20 protein-coding genes are annotated in these 20,589 nt (G+C 39.5%); 8 read left to right on the top strand and 12 right to left on the bottom strand.

Annotated elements, in window-relative coordinates; translation table 11 throughout:
• Window positions 1-25 precede the first annotated feature (25 nt).
• Both VCM39_RS19800 and murI read left to right on the top strand, forming a co-directional pair.
• Window positions 26-541 (top strand): OmpH family outer membrane protein, encoded by a 516-nt coding sequence (locus VCM39_RS19800; RefSeq protein ID WP_002558987.1) that lies wholly within the window; start codon window positions 26-28, stop codon window positions 539-541.
• 129 nt (window positions 542-670) lie between these two features.
• Window positions 671-1,513 (top strand): glutamate racemase, encoded by an 843-nt coding sequence (gene murI / locus VCM39_RS19805; protein ID WP_221650254.1) that lies wholly within the window; start codon window positions 671-673, stop codon window positions 1,511-1,513.
• An 88-nt stretch (window positions 1,514-1,601) separates the two neighbouring features.
• On the opposite strand, the gene VCM39_RS19810 is transcribed toward murI, so the two are convergent.
• Window positions 1,602-2,372: a fimbrillin family protein gene (locus VCM39_RS19810; RefSeq protein ID WP_221650253.1), complete on the bottom strand. Its 771-nt coding sequence runs from the start codon at window positions 2,370-2,372 to the stop codon at window positions 1,602-1,604.
• 24 nt (window positions 2,373-2,396) lie between these two features.
• Window positions 2,397-4,358, bottom strand: coding sequence for a sensor histidine kinase (locus VCM39_RS19815; RefSeq protein ID WP_221650252.1), 1,962 nt, complete (start codon window positions 4,356-4,358; stop codon window positions 2,397-2,399).
• Window positions 4,359-4,672: 314 nt separating this feature from the next.
• On the opposite strand from VCM39_RS19815, the gene VCM39_RS19820 reads away from it, so the two are divergent.
• The gene (locus tag VCM39_RS19820; RefSeq protein WP_002558983.1) at window positions 4,673-4,906 is read left to right on the top strand and encodes a DUF2007-related protein; all 234 of its coding nucleotides are present in this window, start codon (window positions 4,673-4,675) and stop codon (window positions 4,904-4,906) included.
• Here the strand turns inward: VCM39_RS19820 and VCM39_RS19825 are convergent.
• Entirely contained in the window at window positions 4,875-6,026 is a 1,152-nt protein-coding gene (locus VCM39_RS19825) for a pyridoxal phosphate-dependent aminotransferase (RefSeq protein ID WP_289291046.1), read from the bottom strand. The two genes, VCM39_RS19820 and VCM39_RS19825, sit on opposite strands and share 32 nt — an antisense overlap.
• Before the next feature lie 188 nt (window positions 6,027-6,214).
• On the opposite strand from VCM39_RS19825, the gene proB reads away from it, so the two are divergent.
• Genes proB through VCM39_RS19840 form a run of 3 tightly spaced genes read left to right on the top strand, consistent with a single transcriptional unit; the run spans window position 6,215 to window position 9,554 of the window.
• Window positions 6,215-7,297 (top strand): glutamate 5-kinase, encoded by a 1,083-nt coding sequence (gene proB / locus VCM39_RS19830; RefSeq protein ID WP_195448772.1) that lies wholly within the window; start codon window positions 6,215-6,217, stop codon window positions 7,295-7,297.
• Between the two features lie 16 nt (window positions 7,298-7,313).
• On the top strand, window positions 7,314-8,564 hold the full coding sequence (locus VCM39_RS19835) for a glutamate-5-semialdehyde dehydrogenase (protein ID WP_322933221.1): 1,251 nt from the start codon (window positions 7,314-7,316) through the stop codon (window positions 8,562-8,564).
• A 33-nt stretch (window positions 8,565-8,597) separates the two neighbouring features.
• On the top strand, window positions 8,598-9,554 hold the full coding sequence (locus VCM39_RS19840; protein ID WP_002558979.1) for an acetylornithine carbamoyltransferase: 957 nt from the start codon (window positions 8,598-8,600) through the stop codon (window positions 9,552-9,554).
• A gap of 102 nt (window positions 9,555-9,656) precedes the next feature.
• On the opposite strand, the gene VCM39_RS19845 is transcribed toward VCM39_RS19840, so the two are convergent.
• From VCM39_RS19845 to rpmH, 7 genes are all read right to left on the bottom strand, one after another.
• The gene (locus tag VCM39_RS19845; RefSeq protein WP_289291042.1) at window positions 9,657-11,822 is read right to left on the bottom strand and encodes a pectate lyase; all 2,166 of its coding nucleotides are present in this window, start codon (window positions 11,820-11,822) and stop codon (window positions 9,657-9,659) included.
• 219 nt (window positions 11,823-12,041) lie between these two features.
• Window positions 12,042-12,437, bottom strand: coding sequence for a rhodanese-like domain-containing protein (locus tag VCM39_RS19850; protein WP_025867691.1), 396 nt, complete (start codon window positions 12,435-12,437; stop codon window positions 12,042-12,044).
• A gap of 33 nt (window positions 12,438-12,470) precedes the next feature.
• Window positions 12,471-13,616 (bottom strand): 1-acyl-sn-glycerol-3-phosphate acyltransferase, encoded by a 1,146-nt coding sequence (locus tag VCM39_RS19855; protein ID WP_221650248.1) that lies wholly within the window; start codon window positions 13,614-13,616, stop codon window positions 12,471-12,473.
• A gap of 6 nt (window positions 13,617-13,622) precedes the next feature.
• Window positions 13,623-14,609 (bottom strand): D-alanine--D-alanine ligase, encoded by a 987-nt coding sequence (locus VCM39_RS19860; RefSeq protein ID WP_221650247.1) that lies wholly within the window; start codon window positions 14,607-14,609, stop codon window positions 13,623-13,625.
• Window positions 14,606-15,682 (bottom strand): RluA family pseudouridine synthase, encoded by a 1,077-nt coding sequence (locus VCM39_RS19865; RefSeq protein WP_221650246.1) that lies wholly within the window; start codon window positions 15,680-15,682, stop codon window positions 14,606-14,608. Before VCM39_RS19865 ends, VCM39_RS19860 begins: the two co-directional genes overlap by 4 nt.
• Window positions 15,683-15,722: 40 nt before the next feature.
• Window positions 15,723-16,361 carry a PASTA domain-containing protein gene (locus VCM39_RS19870; RefSeq protein WP_221650245.1) on the bottom strand — a complete coding sequence of 213 codons (639 nt, stop codon included), beginning with the start codon at window positions 16,359-16,361 and terminating at the stop codon, window positions 15,723-15,725.
• A gap of 418 nt (window positions 16,362-16,779) precedes the next feature.
• Complete coding sequence (gene rpmH, locus VCM39_RS19875; protein ID WP_002558970.1) at window positions 16,780-16,941, bottom strand: 50S ribosomal protein L34; 162 nt, start codon at window positions 16,939-16,941, stop codon at window positions 16,780-16,782.
• A 191-nt stretch (window positions 16,942-17,132) separates the two neighbouring features.
• Here rpmH and efp point away from each other — a divergent pair, with 191 nt between their 5' ends.
• Together efp and VCM39_RS19885 are read left to right on the top strand one after the other, a co-directional pair.
• Window positions 17,133-17,699: an elongation factor P gene (gene efp, locus VCM39_RS19880; protein ID WP_002558969.1), complete on the top strand. Its 567-nt coding sequence runs from the start codon at window positions 17,133-17,135 to the stop codon at window positions 17,697-17,699.
• A 137-nt stretch (window positions 17,700-17,836) separates the two neighbouring features.
• Window positions 17,837-19,234 carry an alkaline phosphatase gene (locus tag VCM39_RS19885; RefSeq protein WP_221650244.1) on the top strand — a complete coding sequence of 466 codons (1,398 nt, stop codon included), beginning with the start codon at window positions 17,837-17,839 and terminating at the stop codon, window positions 19,232-19,234.
• Window positions 19,235-19,307: 73 nt separating this feature from the next.
• On the opposite strand, the gene VCM39_RS19890 is transcribed toward VCM39_RS19885, so the two are convergent.
• Together VCM39_RS19890 and VCM39_RS19895 are read right to left on the bottom strand one after the other, a co-directional pair.
• Window positions 19,308-19,550, bottom strand: a complete 243-nt coding sequence (locus VCM39_RS19890) for a winged helix-turn-helix domain-containing protein (RefSeq protein WP_221650243.1) — start codon at window positions 19,548-19,550, stop codon at window positions 19,308-19,310.
• Between the two features lie 245 nt (window positions 19,551-19,795).
• Entirely contained in the window at window positions 19,796-20,560 is a 765-nt protein-coding gene (locus tag VCM39_RS19895; RefSeq protein WP_221650242.1) for a UDP-2,3-diacylglucosamine diphosphatase, read from the bottom strand.
• Window positions 20,561-20,589: the final 29 nt, after the last annotated feature.

Genomic DNA, 20,589 nt, shown 5'->3' on the forward strand with positions numbered 1-20,589 from the left:
AATCATTCAAATAAATAATAAAACTATGCTAAAGAAAATTGCACTTTTAATTATGCTGGTACTCCCGATGGGCGTATTCGCACAATCAACACTCAAGTTCGGTCATATGACTTCGACCGAAATTATTCCTACTATGCCTGAATACACAAAAGCTCTTTCAGAGTTACAGGCTTTGGAAAAAAATTATACTGATGAAATTCAAAGAACTCAGGAAGAGTTCAGTAAGAAATATCAGGAATTCCAACAGGCAATAGCTAAAGATTCTCTTCCGCAAAATATTGCAGAAAGAAGACAAAAAGAATTGCAGGATATGGCTGAAAGACAACAGCAATTCCAACAGGAGGCAGAACAAGGTATGCAGAAAGCACAGCAAGAAAAGATGACTCCTATCTACAAAAAACTGGATGATGCAATCAAAGCTGTAGGTGCTGCAGAAGGTGTTATTTATATCTTTGACTTGGCTCGTACTCCAATTCCTTACGTAGGTGCTCAGAGCATAGATCTTACTGCTAAGGTAAAAGCACAACTCGGAATTAAATAAGATAATAATATGTTGTAAGCAACAACCTAAAGTATAAAAACGAGCTACAAGCAGCAAGTTACCGGCTATTCTGATTAACCGAATGCCAATTGTAATTTGTAGCTTGTAGCTCGTAATTTTTTTACCATTATGAAACAGAAGCTTTCGCAAACACCCGGTCCTATCGGTGTATTCGATTCAGGTTATGGAGGATTGACTATCCTGAGTAAAATAAGAGAAACTCTGCCGCAATACGATTATATATATCTGGGCGACAACGCTCGTACCCCCTATGGTACCCGTTCATTTGAGATTGTCTATGAATTCACCCTTCAGGCTGTTAATAAATTATTTGAGATGGGATGCCACTTGGTCATCTTAGCTTGTAATACAGCCTCAGCGAAAGCGTTGCGAACGATACAAATGAATGATCTTCCACACCTTGACCCTCAACGAAGAGTACTTGGTGTGATCCGCCCAACAGTAGAATGTATCGGTAGCATCACCCATAGCCGCCATGTGGGGGTATTGGCTACGGCAGGTACTATCAAATCAGAATCTTATCCAATGGAGATACATAAGTTGTTTCCCGACATCTATGTCAGTGGAGAAGCCTGCCCAATGTGGGTTCCGCTAGTCGAGAATAACGAAGCACAAAGTTCTGGAGCCGATTACTTTATCCAAAAATATATCGATACTCTATTAAGTAAGGATCAGCAAATTGATACTGTAATATTAGGTTGCACACACTATCCGTTATTATTACCCAAAATAAAACATTTTATGCCTGCCGGGATAGAGATTGTTTCACAGGGAGAATATGTTGCCGGAAGCTTAAAAGACTATCTGCATCGCCATCCGGAAATAGCAGCTAAATGTACACAGGGCGGTAAATGTACCTTCTGTACAACAGAAGCCGAAGAGAAATTTATCGAATCGGCATCGGCATTTCTGAATGAAGATATAACTGTCAGACGAGTAGTATTAGAGTAAGAAAATATCTATCACATAATAAGCCCTCTCTGCATCATTAAAGGATATGCAAAGAGGGCTTATTTATTTTATTTGTTACCGATACAATCTACAATGGAATTGAACCATCATAAATAGTGATATCAACCCGGGTACCTCTGACTACGGCCTTATAGCTTTCTCCGGAATTTAATTGAACAGCTTCGCCAACCGTAGCAGTATAGGTCACGCCATTACTCAATCGTACCTGAAAAGGAGTCCCTTTCTCAATCCTTTGAGGTAAAAGATTAAGAGCTTGTTTCACCCCATTATCAAAACGATTAAATGCAGTATACTTTTTCTCATCCAATGTAATGATAGAACCATCTTTTAAATTCTGTACTCCCTTGTTCTTTATTAAAGCACTAACCTCAATATCTCCCTGATAAGAACGTCCATCCCCATCCAATACCTCTACAATTAGAGGAGCCATCACACGCTTAAACTGAAGACAAACTTGTTGTTGTCCGGCTACAGCTTTTGCCTTTCCAAACAGATAGTCATTTGTTCCTCCTTCCAATGCACGCGTTTCATTACTCGCCACAGCCTCTGGCAGACGAGGGTAATGAGCATAAAAAAAGACCTCACTCTTTTTGCTGAATTCCCCCCATGAACGAGTATCCTTTTTAAGATCGAACACAGTAAATTTATCATCCAACTCAGTACGCATCGAAATCACGTCAATGGAAGTACTACTACTGGCACGCGATAGGGTTTCATCACCAATAACAACGCTGGTGAATTTAATTGTCTGTCCATCTGTCTGTTCAGTCGTTTCGTCTTGTTGACAACTCCATAAACAGCCCAATACTAAACTCATAAAAAGTACTTTTGTTCTCATCTGTCAGGGTATTATATATTAAAATTAAGAATACGGTATCACAAATACAAAGCGACACCCTTCTTTGTATTCCGGATCAATAGTCAGGCTACCATTCAGTTTTTCCGCAATTCCCCGGCAAATTGAAAGCCCTAAACCTGTACCTTGTGAATAGCTATCAATCTTCGTAAATCTGTCGAAAACCCACTCCTGCTTACCCAAAGGGACACCAGGTCCGGTATCAGTTACAGCAAAACATATTTTCTGTTTCTTCTTCATCACAGTATATGTCAGTGTTATACTGCCATGAGCTGTAAACTTTGCCGCATTATGCAACAAATTGATTAAAACCTGCATTATACGTTCAGGGTTACTTTTAACTATTAACTGATCATGTTCAGAATGAAAAAGTAGTTTCACGCCCTCCTGTACATCTCTACGAACACTCTCCAGACTCTGTTTACAGCAATCATTAATATTGGTCAACACATCTGCAGGCATGCTATCCGTTTTATCCAAATCTGATAATTCTAAAACATCCGTGACCAGGCGAAGTAAATTATGACTATTCGCCTCAATAATAGAGGCATATACTTTAGTATCCGGATCATCCCGATAGCGATCTCCCAGTATTTGAGAAAATCCTACAATTGAATTTAACGGTGTACGAATCTCATGACTCATACTCTGTATAAATAATGTCTTCATCTGGCTGGCATCTTCCGCAGCATTCTTTGCTTTTCTCAACTCCTCTTCTGAATGCAACAATCGTTTATTCAATCTGTTTTCTCTATATAGAAAAATAAACACAAAGATCAATAAAGCCGCCAATGAAATAATGAGAATCTGCTTGTTATACAATTCTTTCTTCTGCGCCTGAAGCATCAACTCCTTTTTTTCTGAATTCAGTTTTTCCATATTAACCAGAGTCGCAAATTCACTGATGGACTGTTCTTCATTACTCTGTCTGGCAGAATCTTCCAACTGAATATATTTAGACAGATAATCAGCTGCCAGGTCTTTTCTTCCCATAGCCTGATAGATTTCTCCCTTCATACGATAATGTCCGCTACGCAATGCATGTTCATTAAGACGTAATTCCTCTTTTATCAGTGCGTCTGCAGATTCTAAAGCTTTCTGATATTGCCCGATCTGCTTATAATAGAAGAATTCATTCTCATAATAAAGCTTCTTATTGATATCCAGTTTTTTATCATCTGTAATCAATTTCTCTACTTCCTGCAGTATTTTCCAAGCTCTTTCCGTATCAGATATAGCAATATAATAATGTATATAACCCAATTTTCCGAGAAGGATATGCACACTCGCATTAGCCGTAGCCTCAGCTTTTTTCAGCATTTCAAGTGCCTGAGGTAATTTATTCTGCTCAATATAATATTTTGCAACTTCAGTATAAGAAGGTGAAAGATTATAATTATCAACATGATAAGTTTCAGTCAGTTCAATTCCCTTCAAACAATATTCAAAAGCCAAGCTTTTCAAATTCTTTATTTCATAGATTTGATATAAGCTGTTATAACAGTAAAGTAGTCCGATTTTACTATCCTTGATTTGGGCATCTTTTAACATTTCCTGAGCTTCATAGAGAGCTATATTAGTCTTTCCGGTTTTAAGATAATGCAATATCAAACGATTGTTCCAAACAAAATAATAATATTTAAGTTGATTTGTTTTTTCAGCAAAGTCCTTCACTATATTCGTATAATGAATAATACTGTCTACATTATTTCCTTGAAAATAGTAGTAGTCTAATTTAAGCGCTAAAGCAACAGCCTGCATCCGTAAATCACCTCTCTCCTCCGACATCTGATATAACGTATCAGCCATATGAAGAACTTTCAAATTACTAACATTCTCCTGGCAATGCTGAAAATATGAGTAGAGTGTGCTATCTACATTAAACTCCTTTTCTTCTTGCGCATAAACCGTACTGCAAAGAACAAAAGAAATAACAAATGACATTCTTCGGAGGATTGTAGTTCTCATGATTATGTATTGATTAATGACCTGGCTGCAGATTGCAAATATACATCTATTTTTAACGTCCGGATTACAAATTGATTATTTTATTCAAATAATTGTCTACTTTATCCTATATATATAAGTCAAAATAAAGCAGATCACCATTTTATAAATGCAAACTATTCACGAACATTCTTTCCGCTCCTCTTGAATTTTACCATGTCTCCCCAAAGAGACATAATTCATTAAAACCCGCTATTTTTTTACCTCACCATGCGTTTTTTCAGAAATTATCGTGTACATTTGTGAAAGTATAAACACCTTATACCTCAGAAATTATGAAAGAAGAAGATAACAGCCGTCTGATCGAAGTGTTTTCCGGTTCAAGATGGGAAGCAGAACTTATCAAAGGATTGCTCGAAAGCAATGAAATAGATGCCGCCTTAAAAGACGGCCTCATAACAACAATAGCGCCTTATATCAGTCCCACAGTATCCGTTATGGTAAAAGAGGATAACTATGAGCCTGCTATGGAAATTATCAGAAGCCGCGAGAAAGCAGAAAACGATTAAGGCGATCGAGTGCCTCGCGAATATTCTCCAGTGAGTTGGCATACGAAAAACGTACGTAGCCCTCTCCTCCTGTGCCGAAGTCAACTCCCGGTGTAATACCTACATGTGCTTGCTCTAAAACTTCAAAAGCAAATTTATAAGAATCTTTTGTAAACTTACGGGCATCAGCAAATATGTAAAAAGCACCTTTGGGCTCAACACGGATACCAAATCCCATCTCACGAAGACGTTGAATCATATAACGTCGACGTTCGTCATACGTTGCCCGCATCTGTTCCACATCCGGAGCAGCATAACGAAGCGCAGCGATACCTGCTTGTTGAGCAATACTTGGGGCACAGATAAAAAGATTCTGCTGCAATTTTTGCAATGCTTTCATACACGATTTAGGTGCAATCACATATCCAAGTCGTAATCCTGTCATAGCAAAACGTTTAGAAAAGCCATTCAACACAAAAGCCTGATCAGTAAACTCCAGAATACTGCGGGCACGTCCTTCATAAACCAATCCATGATAAATTTCATCTGAAATGACCGGAACACCCAATGAAGCTATTTCTTTAAGAAACTTATCCTCCAACAATAACCCGGTAGGATTCATTGGTGAATTAATAAAAATAGCTGCCGTGCGAGTAGTGATAAACTTTTTGATATCCTCGATATTATACTGCAACCCATTTTCTTCGCGAAGTGGCACCAATACTGGTTTTGCCTGTGCAGCCAATACAAAATTACGATAACAGGCATATCCCGGATTCGAAAGAACCACCTCGCTATCCGGCCGACAAAGCAACAACAATACCAACAGAATTGCCGGTGAAGAGCCGGAAGTCACCACAATACAGTCGGGATCTACCTTCACACCATATTCCCGATAATGAAAATCAGCGATTTCGCGTCTTAATTCAGGGTCACCTAAAGAATGGGTGTAATGTGTTAAATGAGAATCATATGCTTTTTTTGCCGCTTCCGCTACACAGGCAGGCACGTCAAAATCCGGTTCACCTACCTCAAGATGGATAATATCGATGCCCTGTTTCTGTAATTCATTAGCTCGCTCTAATACATCCATGACGATAAACGAGGTCATTTGTTCAACCTGAGGGTTAGTCTGTTTCATTGGTTTATCTGTTTTTTCGGGGTACAAAGATACGATTTTTACAGTATGAATGTTACCAGTGAAAAAGACTTTATTTTATAGCACTTCCGGTTTTGTATACATATTCTTATTTATCCGTAAAAACAAGTACCTATAACTATCATATCGATAAAAAGTTCTATATTTGTACTTCCAAATCGTTAGTAAAAATGAAACAAGAGTTTACAAGAATTGCCGTAAAGGTAGGAAGTAATGTACTGACGCGTCGGGATGGAACATTAGACGTAACACGTATGTCGGCCCTTGTCGATCAGATAGCGGAATTACATAAAGCTGGTGTTGAAGTGATCCTTATCTCTTCGGGTGCCGTAGCTTCCGGACGCAGCGAAATACGAACCATAAAGAAACTCGACAGCGTAGACCAGCGTCAATTATTCTCTGCTGTAGGACAGGCTAAGTTAATCAATCGTTATTACGAACTTTTCCGTGATCATGCCATACCTGTGGGACAGGTACTGACAACCAAAGAAAGTTTTGGTACCCGCCGACATTATCTGAACCAGAAAAACTGCATGACTGTAATGCTTGAAAACGGAGTAATCCCCATTGTCAATGAAAATGATACCATCTCCGTCACCGAGTTAATGTTTACCGATAATGATGAATTGTCTGGCCTTATCGCTTCAATGATGGATACACAAGCTCTTATTATACTAAGCAATATAGATGGTATATATAATGGTTCACCTACAGATCCATCTTCCTCCGTCATCCGTGAAATAGGACATGGAAAAGATTTGTCCAACTATATACAAGCGAGCAAATCGAGTTTTGGAAGAGGTGGAATGTTAACCAAAACCAATATTGCCCGTAAAGTAGCAGATGAAGGGATTACCGTAATCATAGCCAATGGAAAACGGGATAATATTCTTGTAGATTTATTACAACACCCTAAGGAAACCCTCTGTACACGCTTCACTCCGTCGAAAGAGCCTGTTTCAAGCGTAAAAAAATGGATCGCCCACAGTGAAGGATTCGCCAAAGGAGAGATACATATTAATGAGCAAGCCACAGAAGTATTGGCTTCGGATAAAGCTGTAAGTATTCTTCCCATTGGTATAATAAAAATCGAAGGTGAATTTGAGAAAGACGATATTGTACGTATTTTCAACTTCGAAGGAGTACCAGTGGGAGTAGGTAAAGCAAATTGTGACTCAGCACAAGCACGAGAGGCGATGGGCAAACATGGTAAGAAAGCAGTGGTACATTATGATTATTTGTATATAGAATAATATGACTTTTAAGAATATGAAGTTAAACGAAACATTTATTGCCGTACAAGCAGCCAGCCGAAAGTTGGCACTACTGAGCGATGAGACAATTAATCAGATATTGAATGCAGTAGCTGACGCAGCCATTGCCGAAACTCCTTTCATTCTAAGTGAAAACGCAAAAGATCTTGCACGAATGGACAAGACAAATCCGAAGTATGATCGTCTGAAACTCACTACAGAACGCCTGGAAGGAATTGCCGCAGACATTCGTAATGTAGCTACCCTCCCCTCGCCCTTAGGACGAGTACTGAAAGAGACAGTCCGTCCAAACGGAATGAAACTCACTAAAGTCAGTGTCCCTTTCGGTGTTATCGGCATCATTTATGAAGCACGCCCCAACGTGAGTTTCGATGTATTTTCTCTCTGTCTTAAAAGTGGCAATGCCTGTATTTTAAAAGGAGGCAGCGATGCAGACAGTTCCAATCAGGCAATCATAAGCGTTATCCACAAAGTATTAAAACAATTCAACGTAGATACGCATATAGTAGAGCTTCTTCCTGCTGACAGGGAGGCAACCACCGAGCTACTTCATGCAACAGGTTATGTAGATCTCATTATCCCACGCGGAAGTAGTAATCTGATAAACTTTGTACGCGAAAATGCAACAATCCCCGTCATCGAGACAGGAGCTGGAATCTGCCACACCTATTTTGACGAATACGGTGATACAACCAAAGGTGCAGCTATCATCAATAATGCAAAAACACGCCGCGTAAGTGTGTGTAATGCACTCGACTGTGTTATTATTCATGAAAAACGTTTGAATGACTTACCAGCTATCTGCAAGAAATTACAGAATAGTAATGTTACTATTTATGCCGATCCTCAGGCCTATCATGCTTTGGAAGGACATTATCCGGAACATCTGTTAAAGCAAGCTACAACAGAGAGTTTTGGTACGGAATTCCTGGATTATAAAATGGCTATAAAGACCGTGAAAAGCTTTGAAGATGCTTTGGGACATATCGTAGAGTACAGTTCCAGACACAGCGAAAGTATCGTTACAGAAAATAAAGAACGCGCTACCTTATTTTGTAAGATGGTAGATGCCGCTTGTGTATATGCCAATGTGTCCACAGCTTTCACAGATGGTGCACAATTCGGACTGGGAGCAGAAATAGGTATCAGCACACAGAAACTCCACGCACGTGGTCCTATGGCACTTGAAGAAATCACCTCTTATAAATGGATGATCGAGGGAGATGGACAGACGAGAGAAAATTAAAGATTAATAACTAATAATTAAAAACAGACAGGTATGAAGAAATTTACTTGCGTGCAAGACATAGGTGATTTAAAATCAGCCCTTGCCGAAGCATTTGAAATAAAAAAAGACCGCTTTAAATATGTAGAACTGGGAAGAAACAAAACATTAATGATGATTTTCTTCAATTCCAGTCTGCGAACCCGTCTTAGTACACAAAAGGCTGCACTGAATCTGGGCATGAATGTAATGGTTCTCGATATTAACCAGGGAGCCTGGAAACTGGAAACAGAACGTGGTGTCATTATGGATGGTGATAAACCGGAACATATTTTAGAAGCAATCCCGGTTATGGGCTGCTACTGCGACATTATAGGAGTACGGTCGTTTGCCCGCTTTGAGAATCGTGATTACGACTATGAAGAAGTAATCATCAACCAGTTTATCAAATATTCGGGACGTCCTGTATTCTCAATGGAAGCAGCTACACGCCATCCGCTACAAAGTTTTGCCGATCTGATCACAATCGAAGAATATAAGAAAAAGCCTCGCCCGAAAGTAGTTATGACATGGGCTCCGCATCCACGCCCATTGCCGCAGGCTGTACCCAACTCATTTGCGGAATGGATGAACGCAACTGATTATGATTTCGTGATCACTCACCCCGAAGGTTATGAACTTGATCCTAAATTTGTTGGACATGCCAAAGTAGAATATGACCAGATGAAAGCCTTTGAAGGAGCAGATTTCATCTATGCCAAGAATTGGGCTGGCTATACAGGTGATAATTATGGTCAGATATTGAGTACCGACCGCAACTGGACAGTTAGTGACCGCCAAATGGCAGTTACAAACAATGCATATTTTATGCACTGCCTGCCTGTACGCCGAAATATGATTGTAACAGATGATGTAATTGAAAGCCCTCAGTCTATTGTAATCCCGGAAGCAGCCAACCGTGAAATATCAGCAACAGTGGTACTAAAAAGATTACTTGAAGGATTGGAATAGAACCTATCGAGATATATTAAGAGCCAAAGCTCCGGTTATCCTACAAAGACAACCGGAGCTTTTTTCATTAACACCTAATCTTACCTTTTTACTCAAACATCATTAGAAAAAAAACTTCTTACCATTTCTAATATAGAAAGTCCCTTTCTGTGGATTTCTGACAACTCTACCTGAAAGATCATAAATAATGCCATCTTCATTTACAGCATCATTCAAAGCTTCATTAATACCGGTTGGATTTGAAGAAGTCAGGTTGATATAGAAAAGGTTATTTGAATCTGCTTTAGTAAGTTCATGGGAACCTGCATTAAGCACATATGTAATGATATTACCAGAAGTACTCACTACTTTTATATCATCTATTTTAATATTCGGTGTACTTCCTTCTGCAAATACCAGGGTCAAAGTCATTTCTTCTTCTATCGTAAACTTCACAGAAGTAGCACTTTCCAATTTCAAACACCAGGTATAAACCGTACCATTTACAGTCGCTGTACCCTTGTCTTTAGAGTAACTACCAGTTACCGAATAGAATGAATTTGAGGGCTTTTTATCAGCAGTAAAATAACATGTATAATCACCATCTACAGGAGGAACCGGAGGTGTAGGGGGAACCGGAGTAGTACCACCACCAGAGGTATCACCAAAAATTCCTACTAAACTGGTAGTATAATTGGTTATCGCCGTTTTCAATGCAGTATTCACGTCAGAAGAAGTATCGTCTACAGTATTATCAAAAGCCCATTCAAAATCACCGTGTTGCATACGTCCTGCGCCATACTGTCCGGTAACAATACCAGGCACATCGGTTGCTGCATCGGCTGTATAGGTATACATCTTACTCTTATCCGTATCAAAGTTATTATAAGAAGTACCACCGGACAAAGTTACATAAGAAGCAGGGACAACCTCATCACGAGTTTCTGCTTCGTAGCAATCAAAACTTGTTGCAGATTGCTTGTGAGTAACAAGTTTGAAATTAGAAGATTTCTCAGCATAAACATTTCCGAAAGCTTTGATCATTCCACCACTTTCTCCGGAGAAAGTTCCATTCTTTACTCCATTAACAATATCTGTTCCCTGCAAAGAAATCAGCATCGGCTTATTGGCATTACGATAATAATTGCTTTCTACAAATACATTGGAACCTGTAGTAGCTCCTACCCCATATTTCGCAATTCCGTCAAAATAATTGTTATACACATGTACGGTCATTGTACGTACGCGAGGATGACGTGAATCGGAATGGTCAAACCAATTATGATGGTAACTAATAAAATTCTCTCCACTTTCAGACTTCATCCCACAAAGAGACATTTTTCCCGAATCCCAAAAATGATTATAGGAGAAAGTCATATATTTTGAATTGGTCTTACAGTCCAGAGAACCATCACCTTTTGCCTGGTCAGCAGCACTCCCTGTCTTTCCATAGAAAAAGTCAATGTTATGTATCCAGCAATTGCTATTATCCGTATCCAAAGACAAACAGTCATCCATGCAAAGCATGATAGCCAGATTTCTAACCTCAACACTCTTGCAGTTTCTCAGCAAAATACCAAAACCACGTATTGTAGCATCATCTCCTATACCTTCAAGTGTAATATTCATTTCACTATCAGCATTCTTTCCTTTAATTTGTAATCCTTCTGCACTACTGGAAAAGTAATCCATATCAGCAGCTTCGATTGTTCCTATAATACGAACAACCAAAGGAGTAGTATCATATCCTTTCTGACGCGCATCAATAATTGCTTGAAGTCCGGTGAATGTTTCAACTTTTCCTTTACTATCCGTAACAACATCGCAGGTCACTGTTTTGGCAGTTTTAGATGTCACATAAAGAACCTTTGCATTCTCTTTCAGTGTACCATCGTCCTTATATGCCCCTACCCCTGAATAATTAAAGTGGGCAAACCCTGCACGGTCATGGGCTTTCACTGCAAATGAGGAAGATTCTACTGCTATATCCATTTCGGTACCATCCTCATCAACGGGTACAACCTTAAACATATATTCTCCTGCAGTAATACCCAACGCATCTGCACGGCCATACGTACCATAATTACGAACCAGTTCTGTATCAAGTTTTATATAAGAGCCATTAACAGATTTATAATAAACATGATAAGTAGAAGCACCGTCTACCAGATTCCAAGTTACATAACCTGATTCAAACCATCCGCCGGTCTCTTTAATAGAAACGGCAGCCGAAGAAACAATCGATACCAATAAGGTAAACACAGACAAAAGTAGAGTCTTGATTTTCATAGTCTCATATTTCATATTATTATTAGAAAAAGTGTCAGTTTGACGACTGCAAGATTACGGAGAATTAAACCAGTGAATGTGGAATAATAAACTTTTTATGTAGAAAAAACGGTTCGGATGACTTATCTAATAAAGATAGGTCATCCGAACCGCTATAAAAAGACAATAACTATGTCATTATTCAATTACATAGCCAACTTTCTTAATAGAACAGGAGAATTAATGTTCTATTTCTTTTGCTTCCTGCTGCCAAGCATTAAATCCTTTATCAAGCTCATAGACTTTATAGCCTCGCTTACTTAAAATTTCTGCTGCTTTCTTGCTCCTTTTCCCGCTACGGCAATAAAGAGCCACCGGTCTTTCTTTCTGAAGCGTAGAATCAGCCATAGCAGCAAATGAATCATCCAGAACATTGATATTTACCGCTCCCGGGATATGTCCTTCCGAGTACTCGGCCAACGTACGAACATCCAAACGCTGTACATCATCCGCTTTAATAAAAGAATCAAAATCTGCGACCGATAGTGATTTGAAATCAGCTTTCGGTTGCTGACAAGAGAATAAAGTGGAAATCAAAAGGAAAAAACCTGCAAATAGTTGACTCATCTTTGACATTGTTATACTATTAAAAAACAAATATTATTTTCATTAAAGAGCAGACAAGTAGTTAGTCAACGGATTGGCATACATCAACAATAACTTCTCACGCAGAAATGGAACATCCTTATTGGGAATGTCAATCTTACCCAACTGTTGCTCAATATAGTTTTCAAAATGTAATTTCTCTTCCTGCGTATAATGACTGACAAATTCACAAGTACCCGATAATAAATCGTGTGCCACATAGTTTCCCGAATAAATACGATAATTACTATGAATGCGTTTATCTATCACAGAAGAGATATGCGAAAACAATTCCGGCTTTGGTAAACTACGATCAAGCTGCTCTAAAACATCATTAATACAAGCACCTGCCTGAAAATGTACTTTCCCTTTATAACCAAACAACCCGGTCTGCATATTTCTTAAATCATCCTGCGTTGTTTTCTTATATCCCTCAATATCTCTCTTCAACTGAAATTCCTGAGCCTTAAGAAAATCACAGGGATCATACTCATACGAAATGGCAATCGGAGCGATATTTATTTCCATCAGCCGGTCAATGGTATCTCCTTCGCCTCCCATAGCCAACATTTTCAATACACTATCCTGTGTACGGTCATTAGAATCTTTGGCACGTCCTTCACGTTGAGCAATCCAGATGGACTGATCCTTCTCCATAATCGTATAGTGCATATAGCGTGACATGCGGGCAGATGATTCTAACATTTGCCGCATAGTCAATGCACGCTGTACTATAAACGACTTATTAACACGAACCAGTTTCTTAATCCACGGATAAATCAACAGATTATCCCCGATAGCTATCTCTACGGTATCCATACCTTGATCTACCAGCAAGATAGAAAGAAAACCCGAATCAAGTATAATATCCCGGTGATTGGATATATAAGTATAAGCTTTATTTTTATCCGGCAATGCCGTATGATCCAAACTCAGACCATCGGTAAAGTCTTTTGCTATCTTCCATAAAATACCATAGCAGAAAGTTTTCTGAAAATCCAGTTTTGTTTTACAGGCACGCATCTTCTGTGCCAGTATTTCAAAAGGCACATTCGGAATGGCATCACAAGCAGCTTTTTGAAATGCCGGATCAGCAATTAGTTCCTCAAATATTTGAGGAAGTTCATCGTCATTGTAAGGACGTATTTCATCAAACTCTATTGTATCCATAAGCAGCTATAAGTTATGAGAAAACTTATTCTCTATTATATCAGTCATTACTTCTTTTATATCCAGTCCGGCAGCACGTACTTGCTGAGGAATAAAGCTGGTAGTCGTCATACCCGGAGTCGTGTTAACCTCCAGCAGGTTTATCTTATCACCTGCTGTTATGATATAATCTACACGAATAATGCCGGAACAACCCAGAATATCGTAGATAGCCGAAGTCAGAGTTTGTACGCGACGCGTGAGATCATCAGAAATACGGGCAGGAGTAATTTCATCTACCTGACCGTTGTATTTAGCATCGTAGTCAAAGAACTCATTGTCGGTAACTACTTCCGTTATAGGGAACACCACTGATTTCTCTTTTGTTTTATAGCAACCGCAAGTAATCTCCGTACCATCCATAAAGGCCTCAACAAGTACTTCCTGCGCTTCATTGAATGCTTTAGCAATAGCCGGCTGTATCTGTTCACGCGTTTTAACCTTTGTTACTCCAAAACTGGAACCACCCAGACTGGGCTTGATGAAACAAGGTAACCCAATTTTCTCAACAACATCTTCATCCGAGACAGACTGCCCCTGACGGAGCAGCAGAGATTCTGAAATACGAACCCCAAAAGCCTTGAGATATTGGTTACAAGTGAATTTGTCATAGGTGATAGCAGCCGCCAATACTCCACAACAAGAGTATGGAATACGCAGCATATCGAAATATCCCTGCAGACGACCGTCTTCCCCCGGAGTACCGTGAATGGTGATGTAGGCAAAGTCAAACTTCACTTTCTCCGTACCATTTACAAAACTAAAATCATTGCGATCTACAGGTGCTTTCTTTCCGTCGGGCAATTGTACTTCCCAACGGAGTCCTTCTATCTCAACGATATACAAATTGTACTTCTCCTTATCTATAAAGGAATATATTCCCTGTGCACTACGCAGAGATACATAAAATTCGGAGGTATACCCTCCTGCTATGATAGCAATTGTGCGTTTCATTCTAATTCTCTATTACTTATATAGCCTCTCCACTTCTCTATCAGTTGGGCCATGTCGTCAGGCAACTCTGAGGTAAAGTTCATCTCCTCCCCTGTGACAGGATGAACAAACCCCAGTGTCATGGCATGCAAAGCCTGCCGCGGACAAGTGTCAAAGCAGTTGTTTACAAATTGTTTGTATTTACTAAAATGAGTACCCTTCAGAATCTCATGCCCCCCATAACGCTCGTCATTAAACAATATATGACCGATATGCTTCATGTGGACTCTGATCTGATGGGTTCGTCCGGTTTCGAGTACACACTCCACCAGAGTGACATACCCCAAACGTTCAAGCACCTTGTAATGAGTTACAGCATGCTTTCCAACCGTTGGATCAGACATTACAGCCATCTGCATTCTATCTTTCGGATTACGGGCAAGGTTACCAATAATAGTACCCTCGTCTTGTTCTACAATTCCCCATACCAGTGCACGATATTTACGTTTGGTTGTTTTATTAAAGAATTGTATTCCCAAATTGGTTTTTGCATCCGGTGTTTTAGCTATAACCAATAATCCGGAAGTATCTTTATCTATACGATGTACAAGACCTACATGCGGGTCATTGGCATCATAGTCCGGATTATCTTTCATATGCCATGCCAAAGCATTCACCAATGTTCCATGATAGTTCCCATGCCCCGGATGCACCACCAGGCCAGGAGGTTTATTTACCACCATCAGGTATTTATCTTCATAGACAATATTAAGAGGAATATCTTCGGGAATTATCTCATTCTCATAACGCGGACGATCCATCATGACCGTTATCACGTCAAGCGGCTTCACCTTATAACTGCTCTTTACCGGTTTGCCGTTGACCATCACAAATCCGTCAGCAGCAGCTTTCTGAATACGGTTACGCGAAGCATTAACAATACGCTCAAACAGATACTTATCGACTCTCATCAAAGCCTGTCCCTTGTCTACTACAACCCTAAAGTGTTCGTAAAGCTGGGCATCGGCTTCCTCGCCAACAGGTTCTATATCATCAATATCAGTTTCAATATCGTCCGGCAATTCCTCTATCATACAGTTCGCTCTCTTTTCTATAACAAGTAGGTAAATTTACTTAAAACCAGGAGTCATCTGCCGACACATCCGTAGTTCCTGCAGCATCCTCTACTATCTCAAGAGAATCACTATCCTGAACCAGCGTCTCTCCATCGCCCACCAATAATGTCAATATAGCTCCCACCGGAACTTTATCGCCCATGTTCAATTGACGCCCTTTATACTTCACACCATACACCCAGTCTTTTTCTCCTGAAATCAATTCACTCTCGGATAGTTTAAATCCGGCAGCCAATATCTTGGCCTGCGCCTGACGCACAGAGCTATTATCAGCAACATCCGGAACAAGACGTAAAGGAACGTCCAATGTATTTATAGTCAAATAAACAGTTCTTCCTTCCTTCACCTTCTGCCCGGCAGATGGGTTTAATTCCAGAATACTCCCGGCAGGTTTGTTTTTCACATAGCTGGAATCCGAGACCACGCATACCAAACCATGATTACGAAAAAGCATTTCTGCCTCTCCTACTGTCATGCCTTTGACATCCGGCACCACGACAGCTTCACCATGACGAGTATAAACATCCAGCCATTTCAACACTCCAAATAACAGCAGAATGACCACTGCCATCATAGCTATCAGGTTTAACCAAAAGTACTTATTGGTCTTGAATGAAAAAAATTCCTTTATCGTCATAAATCTTAGCCGTTAATCCGGGTCAAAGATACAATTTTAAGTACATAGTAGCACAGAGTTTTACAGAGTTTTTAGTTTTCTGATGCCAATAGGATGCAATTAAACCACATAATAACATTTGCAACTCATTACTACATAGATTCTTTCGTATAGCTTGACATACACAGATACATAGAAAGCCATAACAGAACGATGTACGAGATGCACATCTCGTACTGCGCGACATGCACATCTCGTGCTGCTCCACATGTACATCTGGTAATGTACGAGATGCACATGTCGTACATTGTATCCCACCGAACAAAGGGGACTTCCCCATAGAAGAAAGTGAGCTCCCATTAGGGGACAAAAAAAAGAAGTAAAGACAATGCCTTTACTTCCCCAATTTCTTTTTGTACAGCTATGTGGCTAAAGAGCCTTATGCTTTTACTCCGTTGTATTCGTCAGAAACAGTCAGTTTCTTACGACCTTTTGCACGACGGGCAGCCAATACTCTACGACCGTTAGCTGATGCCATTCTCTCACGGAAACCGTGTTTGTTTTTTCTCTTTCTGTTAGAGGGTTGAAATGTTCTTTTCATTATTATATCTTGTTTTATTGTTATTATTCTACGTAATCGGGCTGCAAAAATAGGCACTTTTTTTAAATAAACCAAGAGATAACTCATTTTTAGTCAAAAGATTTTGTGTTTTTTGCCGATTTAGATTACTTTTGCACTCGGAAATATCAGTCGATAACTCAATAACATTATAATAATAAAGGATATCAAGTATGATTAATGCTCAAGACATCAAGAACGGAACCTGCATCCGTATGGACGGAAAACTCTATTTCTGCATTGAATTTCTTCATGTAAAGCCTGGAAAAGGTAACACTTTTATGCGTACCAAGCTGAAAGATGTAGTAAGCGGTTATGTTCTCGAACGCCGTTTCAACATCGGTGAAAAGCTGGAAGATGTACGTGTAGAACGTCGCCCTTACCAGTTTTTATATAAAGAAGGGGAAGATTATATCTTCATGAATCAGGAAACTTTTGACCAGCACCCTATCGCTCACGATTTGATCAACGGTGTTGATTTTCTGCTTGAAGGAGCCGTATTAGATGTTGTATCTGACGCCTCTACAGAAACCGTACTTTATGCAGATATGCCCATTAAAGTTCAGATGAAAGTTACTTATACAGAACCGGGCATGAAAGGTGATACAGCCACTAACACACTGAAACCTGCTACAGTAGAATCAGGTGCTACAGTACGTGTTCCATTGTTTATTAACGAAGGTGAAACAATTGAAATCGACACACGTGACGGTTCTTATGTAGGACGCGTGAAAGCATAACAAAAATATTTCATTTACACAACAAACGGTAAACCAATTGCAAGATAACCGCAATTAGTTTACCGTTTGTTATGTTTATCCCCTGCTTAATCATTATATTTGCCTATCAAATAAAAACCTTTTTAATTTATAACAAAATGAAGCGATTAATGTATGTATTATGCTTTGTCCTGATATCCGTCGTTGCACACGGGCAAGCAAAGTATGTGTTCTATTTCATAGGAGATGGAATGGGCGTAAATCAGGTAAACGGTACGGAAATGTATCGTGCAGAATTACAAAACGGACGCATCGGTGTAGAGCCATTACTTTTTACACAATTCCCGGTAGGTACTATGGCCAGTACTTTTTCCGCTACGAATTCAGTAACCGACTCATCAGCCGCCGGTACAGCTCTGGCTACAGGTTCTAAGACCTACAACGGTGCTATCGGAATGGATGATCAAAAGAATCCTCTACAAACCGTAGCAGAGAAGGCCAAGAAGGCTGGTAAAAGAGTAGGAGTTGCTACCAGTGTAAGCGTAGACCATGCCACTCCGGCTGCTTTCTATGCACATCAACCCAACCGCAGTATGTACTATGAAATTGCAACAGATCTGCCCAAAGCTGATTTTGACTTTTATGCAGGATCGGGGTTCCTAAAACCAACTACAACTGCTGATAAGAAAGAGGCACCCAGTATTTTCCCTATGTTCGAAGAAGCAGGTTACACACTGGCACGTGGCTACAATGACTTTAAAGCAAAAGCTCCTCAAGCAAAAAAAATGATCTTAATTCAGGAGGAAGGTGCTGATGTTTCATCTCTGCCCTATGCCATCGATCGTAAAGAAGGAGATCTTACGCTGGCTCAAATTACAGAGAGCGCAATTGAGTTTCTTACCAAAGAGAAAAATAAAGGCTTTTTCTTGATGGTCGAAGGTGGAAAAATAGACTGGAGTTGCCACGCCAACGATGCTGCTACCACATTCAATGAAGTGATTGATATGGACGAAGCAATCAAAGTAGCTTACGAGTTCTACAAAAAACATCCCAAAGAAACACTTATCGTAGTAACAGCGGATCATGAGACAGGTGGTATAGCTCTTGGTACCGGTAAATACGCACTAAACCTGCAAGCGCTTCAATATCAGAAAAACTCAGCAGATGTACTTTCTACACAAATTAGCAAACTAAGAAAAGCTAAAAACAACAAAGTATCTTGGGAAGATATGAAATCGTTCCTGGCAGAAAACATGGGATTCTGGAAAGAAATACCTATTTCCTGGGAACAAGAAAAGAAATTGCGTGACGAATACGAAAAGTCATTTGTAAAGAACAAGGTGGTGTTCGAAGAAAGTTTATATTCGAAGAGCGAACCAATGGCTGCACGCGCCAAGGAAGTGATGGATGAAATCGCAATGATCAACTGGGCCAGCGGTAGCCACTCAGCCGGTTATGTTCCGGTATTCGCCATTGGAGCAGGTTCACAACTTTTCGGAGGGAAAATAGATAATATTGAAATTCCAAAACGGATAGCAAAAGCCGGAAGATATTAATAAAACAAAAGTCCTCTGTTCAAAGTTAGAGGACTTTTGTTTTTTATACACTGATAAGGTATAACACACTATATTATCCAAAAGAAAATTCATATCTACTACTTTGTTCAGATATGACCATATTGTCTCCCCTTAGTTCAACGCTTATCTTTTTATCTCTTGCCAGCCATCCTAAAATAAACGCGAAACTTTCCCGATCAATTCTCATGTGAGCGGAAGACAACTTACCAAACAACTCTTTAGTATTAATCTCACGGGTTTCCCTCAATATGCGTCCAATCTTAGTCAACGCACTATTAAAATCTTGCTCGTTCATAGTTCTCCGTTTTTAAGTTAAACAATATATTATTCTATCGCAGAATCTATAAATAACAAATAAATCTTCTTCGATTTATTTGAACAGAACCTCCCTTATTAAAAACAAATATAGCATTTTAAATTAAAAAATAAAACTTTTACGCCTTATTTTCACACAATCCATAAGTAAAAAAAGCTTTTCATTAACAAATGCCACATTCCCTTATCTATAAAAACGTAACTAAAAGAAAAATAAACGAAGCATTATAATTGTGTCTCCCCCTCAATATAATTTTCCAAAAACAAGTTCTCACCATCAAATACAGCATACGAGAAGTAATTAATCCAATCCCCTAAAATCAGTATACGAGCGGTAGCACTAAGCATCAGGTCAAGTTCTATATGCCGATGTCCATAAAGAAAATAATTTATATTGGGATGACTTTTGAGATATTCTTTTGTATAAAGTACCAAATGTTCTTTATCTTCACCCATATAATCTGGCTCTTTCCCATCCTCACGCTTCATTCGGCTATGTTTTGCCCAAGTTAGCCCCAAGTCGATACTCCATCTCGGATGAATCATCGAGAAAAGGAACTGTAATGTCTCATTATGAAACATTGCACGCAAGAACTTGAACTTTTTATCCGGATCTCCCAAGCCATCTCCATGAGCAAGATAAAACTCCTTTCCATAGATTTCAGTGGTCAGTGGTTTTCGATGAATAATAGCCCCACACTCCTTAGTCAGATAATCCCCACACCAGATATCGTGATTACCAGTAAAGAAATGCACTTCCACTCCCATATCTGTCAACTCTGAGAGCTTTCCCAAAAAACGAGTATATCCTTTGGGAACAACCAGTTTAAACTCATACCAGAAGTCAAACATATCTCCCAACAAATAGATAGCAGCAGCCTTATGCTTGATACTATCCAGGAAATTCACTAACCGTCGCTCCTGTGTACGACCGTGCTCAATAGCACGAGAGCCCAAATGAGCATCAGAAAGGAAATAAACGTTTTTCATAAAGTAGATGTTTTTATATTCAGTGTTTT

It is taken from the genome of Bacteroides mucinivorans (assembly GCF_034654355.2).
Taxonomy (GTDB): Bacteria; Bacteroidota; Bacteroidia; order Bacteroidales; family Bacteroidaceae; genus Bacteroides; species Bacteroides nordii.

Coding starts and splice junctions, on each gene's coding strand:
- VCM39_RS19800 (WP_002558987.1), top strand. CDS start 26: ATGCTAAAGAAAATTGCACTTTTAATTATGCTGGTACTCCCGATGGGC.
- murI (WP_221650254.1), top strand. CDS start 671: ATGAAACAGAAGCTTTCGCAAACACCCGGTCCTATCGGTGTATTCGAT.
- VCM39_RS19810 (WP_221650253.1), bottom strand. CDS start 2,372: ATGAGAACAAAAGTACTTTTTATGAGTTTAGTATTGGGCTGTTTATGG.
- VCM39_RS19815 (WP_221650252.1), bottom strand. CDS start 4,358: ATGAGAACTACAATCCTCCGAAGAATGTCATTTGTTATTTCTTTTGTT.
- VCM39_RS19820 (WP_002558983.1), top strand. CDS start 4,673: ATGAAAGAAGAAGATAACAGCCGTCTGATCGAAGTGTTTTCCGGTTCA.
- VCM39_RS19825 (WP_289291046.1), bottom strand. CDS start 6,026: ATGAAACAGACTAACCCTCAGGTTGAACAAATGACCTCGTTTATCGTC.
- proB (WP_195448772.1), top strand. CDS start 6,215: ATGAAACAAGAGTTTACAAGAATTGCCGTAAAGGTAGGAAGTAATGTA.
- VCM39_RS19835 (WP_322933221.1), top strand. CDS start 7,314: ATGAAGTTAAACGAAACATTTATTGCCGTACAAGCAGCCAGCCGAAAG.
- VCM39_RS19840 (WP_002558979.1), top strand. CDS start 8,598: ATGAAGAAATTTACTTGCGTGCAAGACATAGGTGATTTAAAATCAGCC.
- VCM39_RS19845 (WP_289291042.1), bottom strand. CDS start 11,822: ATGAAAATCAAGACTCTACTTTTGTCTGTGTTTACCTTATTGGTATCG.
- VCM39_RS19850 (WP_025867691.1), bottom strand. CDS start 12,437: ATGTCAAAGATGAGTCAACTATTTGCAGGTTTTTTCCTTTTGATTTCC.
- VCM39_RS19855 (WP_221650248.1), bottom strand. CDS start 13,616: ATGGATACAATAGAGTTTGATGAAATACGTCCTTACAATGACGATGAA.
- VCM39_RS19860 (WP_221650247.1), bottom strand. CDS start 14,609: ATGAAACGCACAATTGCTATCATAGCAGGAGGGTATACCTCCGAATTT.
- VCM39_RS19865 (WP_221650246.1), bottom strand. CDS start 15,682: ATGATAGAGGAATTGCCGGACGATATTGAAACTGATATTGATGATATA.
- VCM39_RS19870 (WP_221650245.1), bottom strand. CDS start 16,361: ATGACGATAAAGGAATTTTTTTCATTCAAGACCAATAAGTACTTTTGG.
- rpmH (WP_002558970.1), bottom strand. CDS start 16,941: ATGAAAAGAACATTTCAACCCTCTAACAGAAAGAGAAAAAACAAACAC.
- efp (WP_002558969.1), top strand. CDS start 17,133: ATGATTAATGCTCAAGACATCAAGAACGGAACCTGCATCCGTATGGAC.
- VCM39_RS19885 (WP_221650244.1), top strand. CDS start 17,837: ATGAAGCGATTAATGTATGTATTATGCTTTGTCCTGATATCCGTCGTT.
- VCM39_RS19890 (WP_221650243.1), bottom strand. CDS start 19,550: ATGAACGAGCAAGATTTTAATAGTGCGTTGACTAAGATTGGACGCATA.
- VCM39_RS19895 (WP_221650242.1), bottom strand. CDS start 20,560: ATGAAAAACGTTTATTTCCTTTCTGATGCTCATTTGGGCTCTCGTGCT.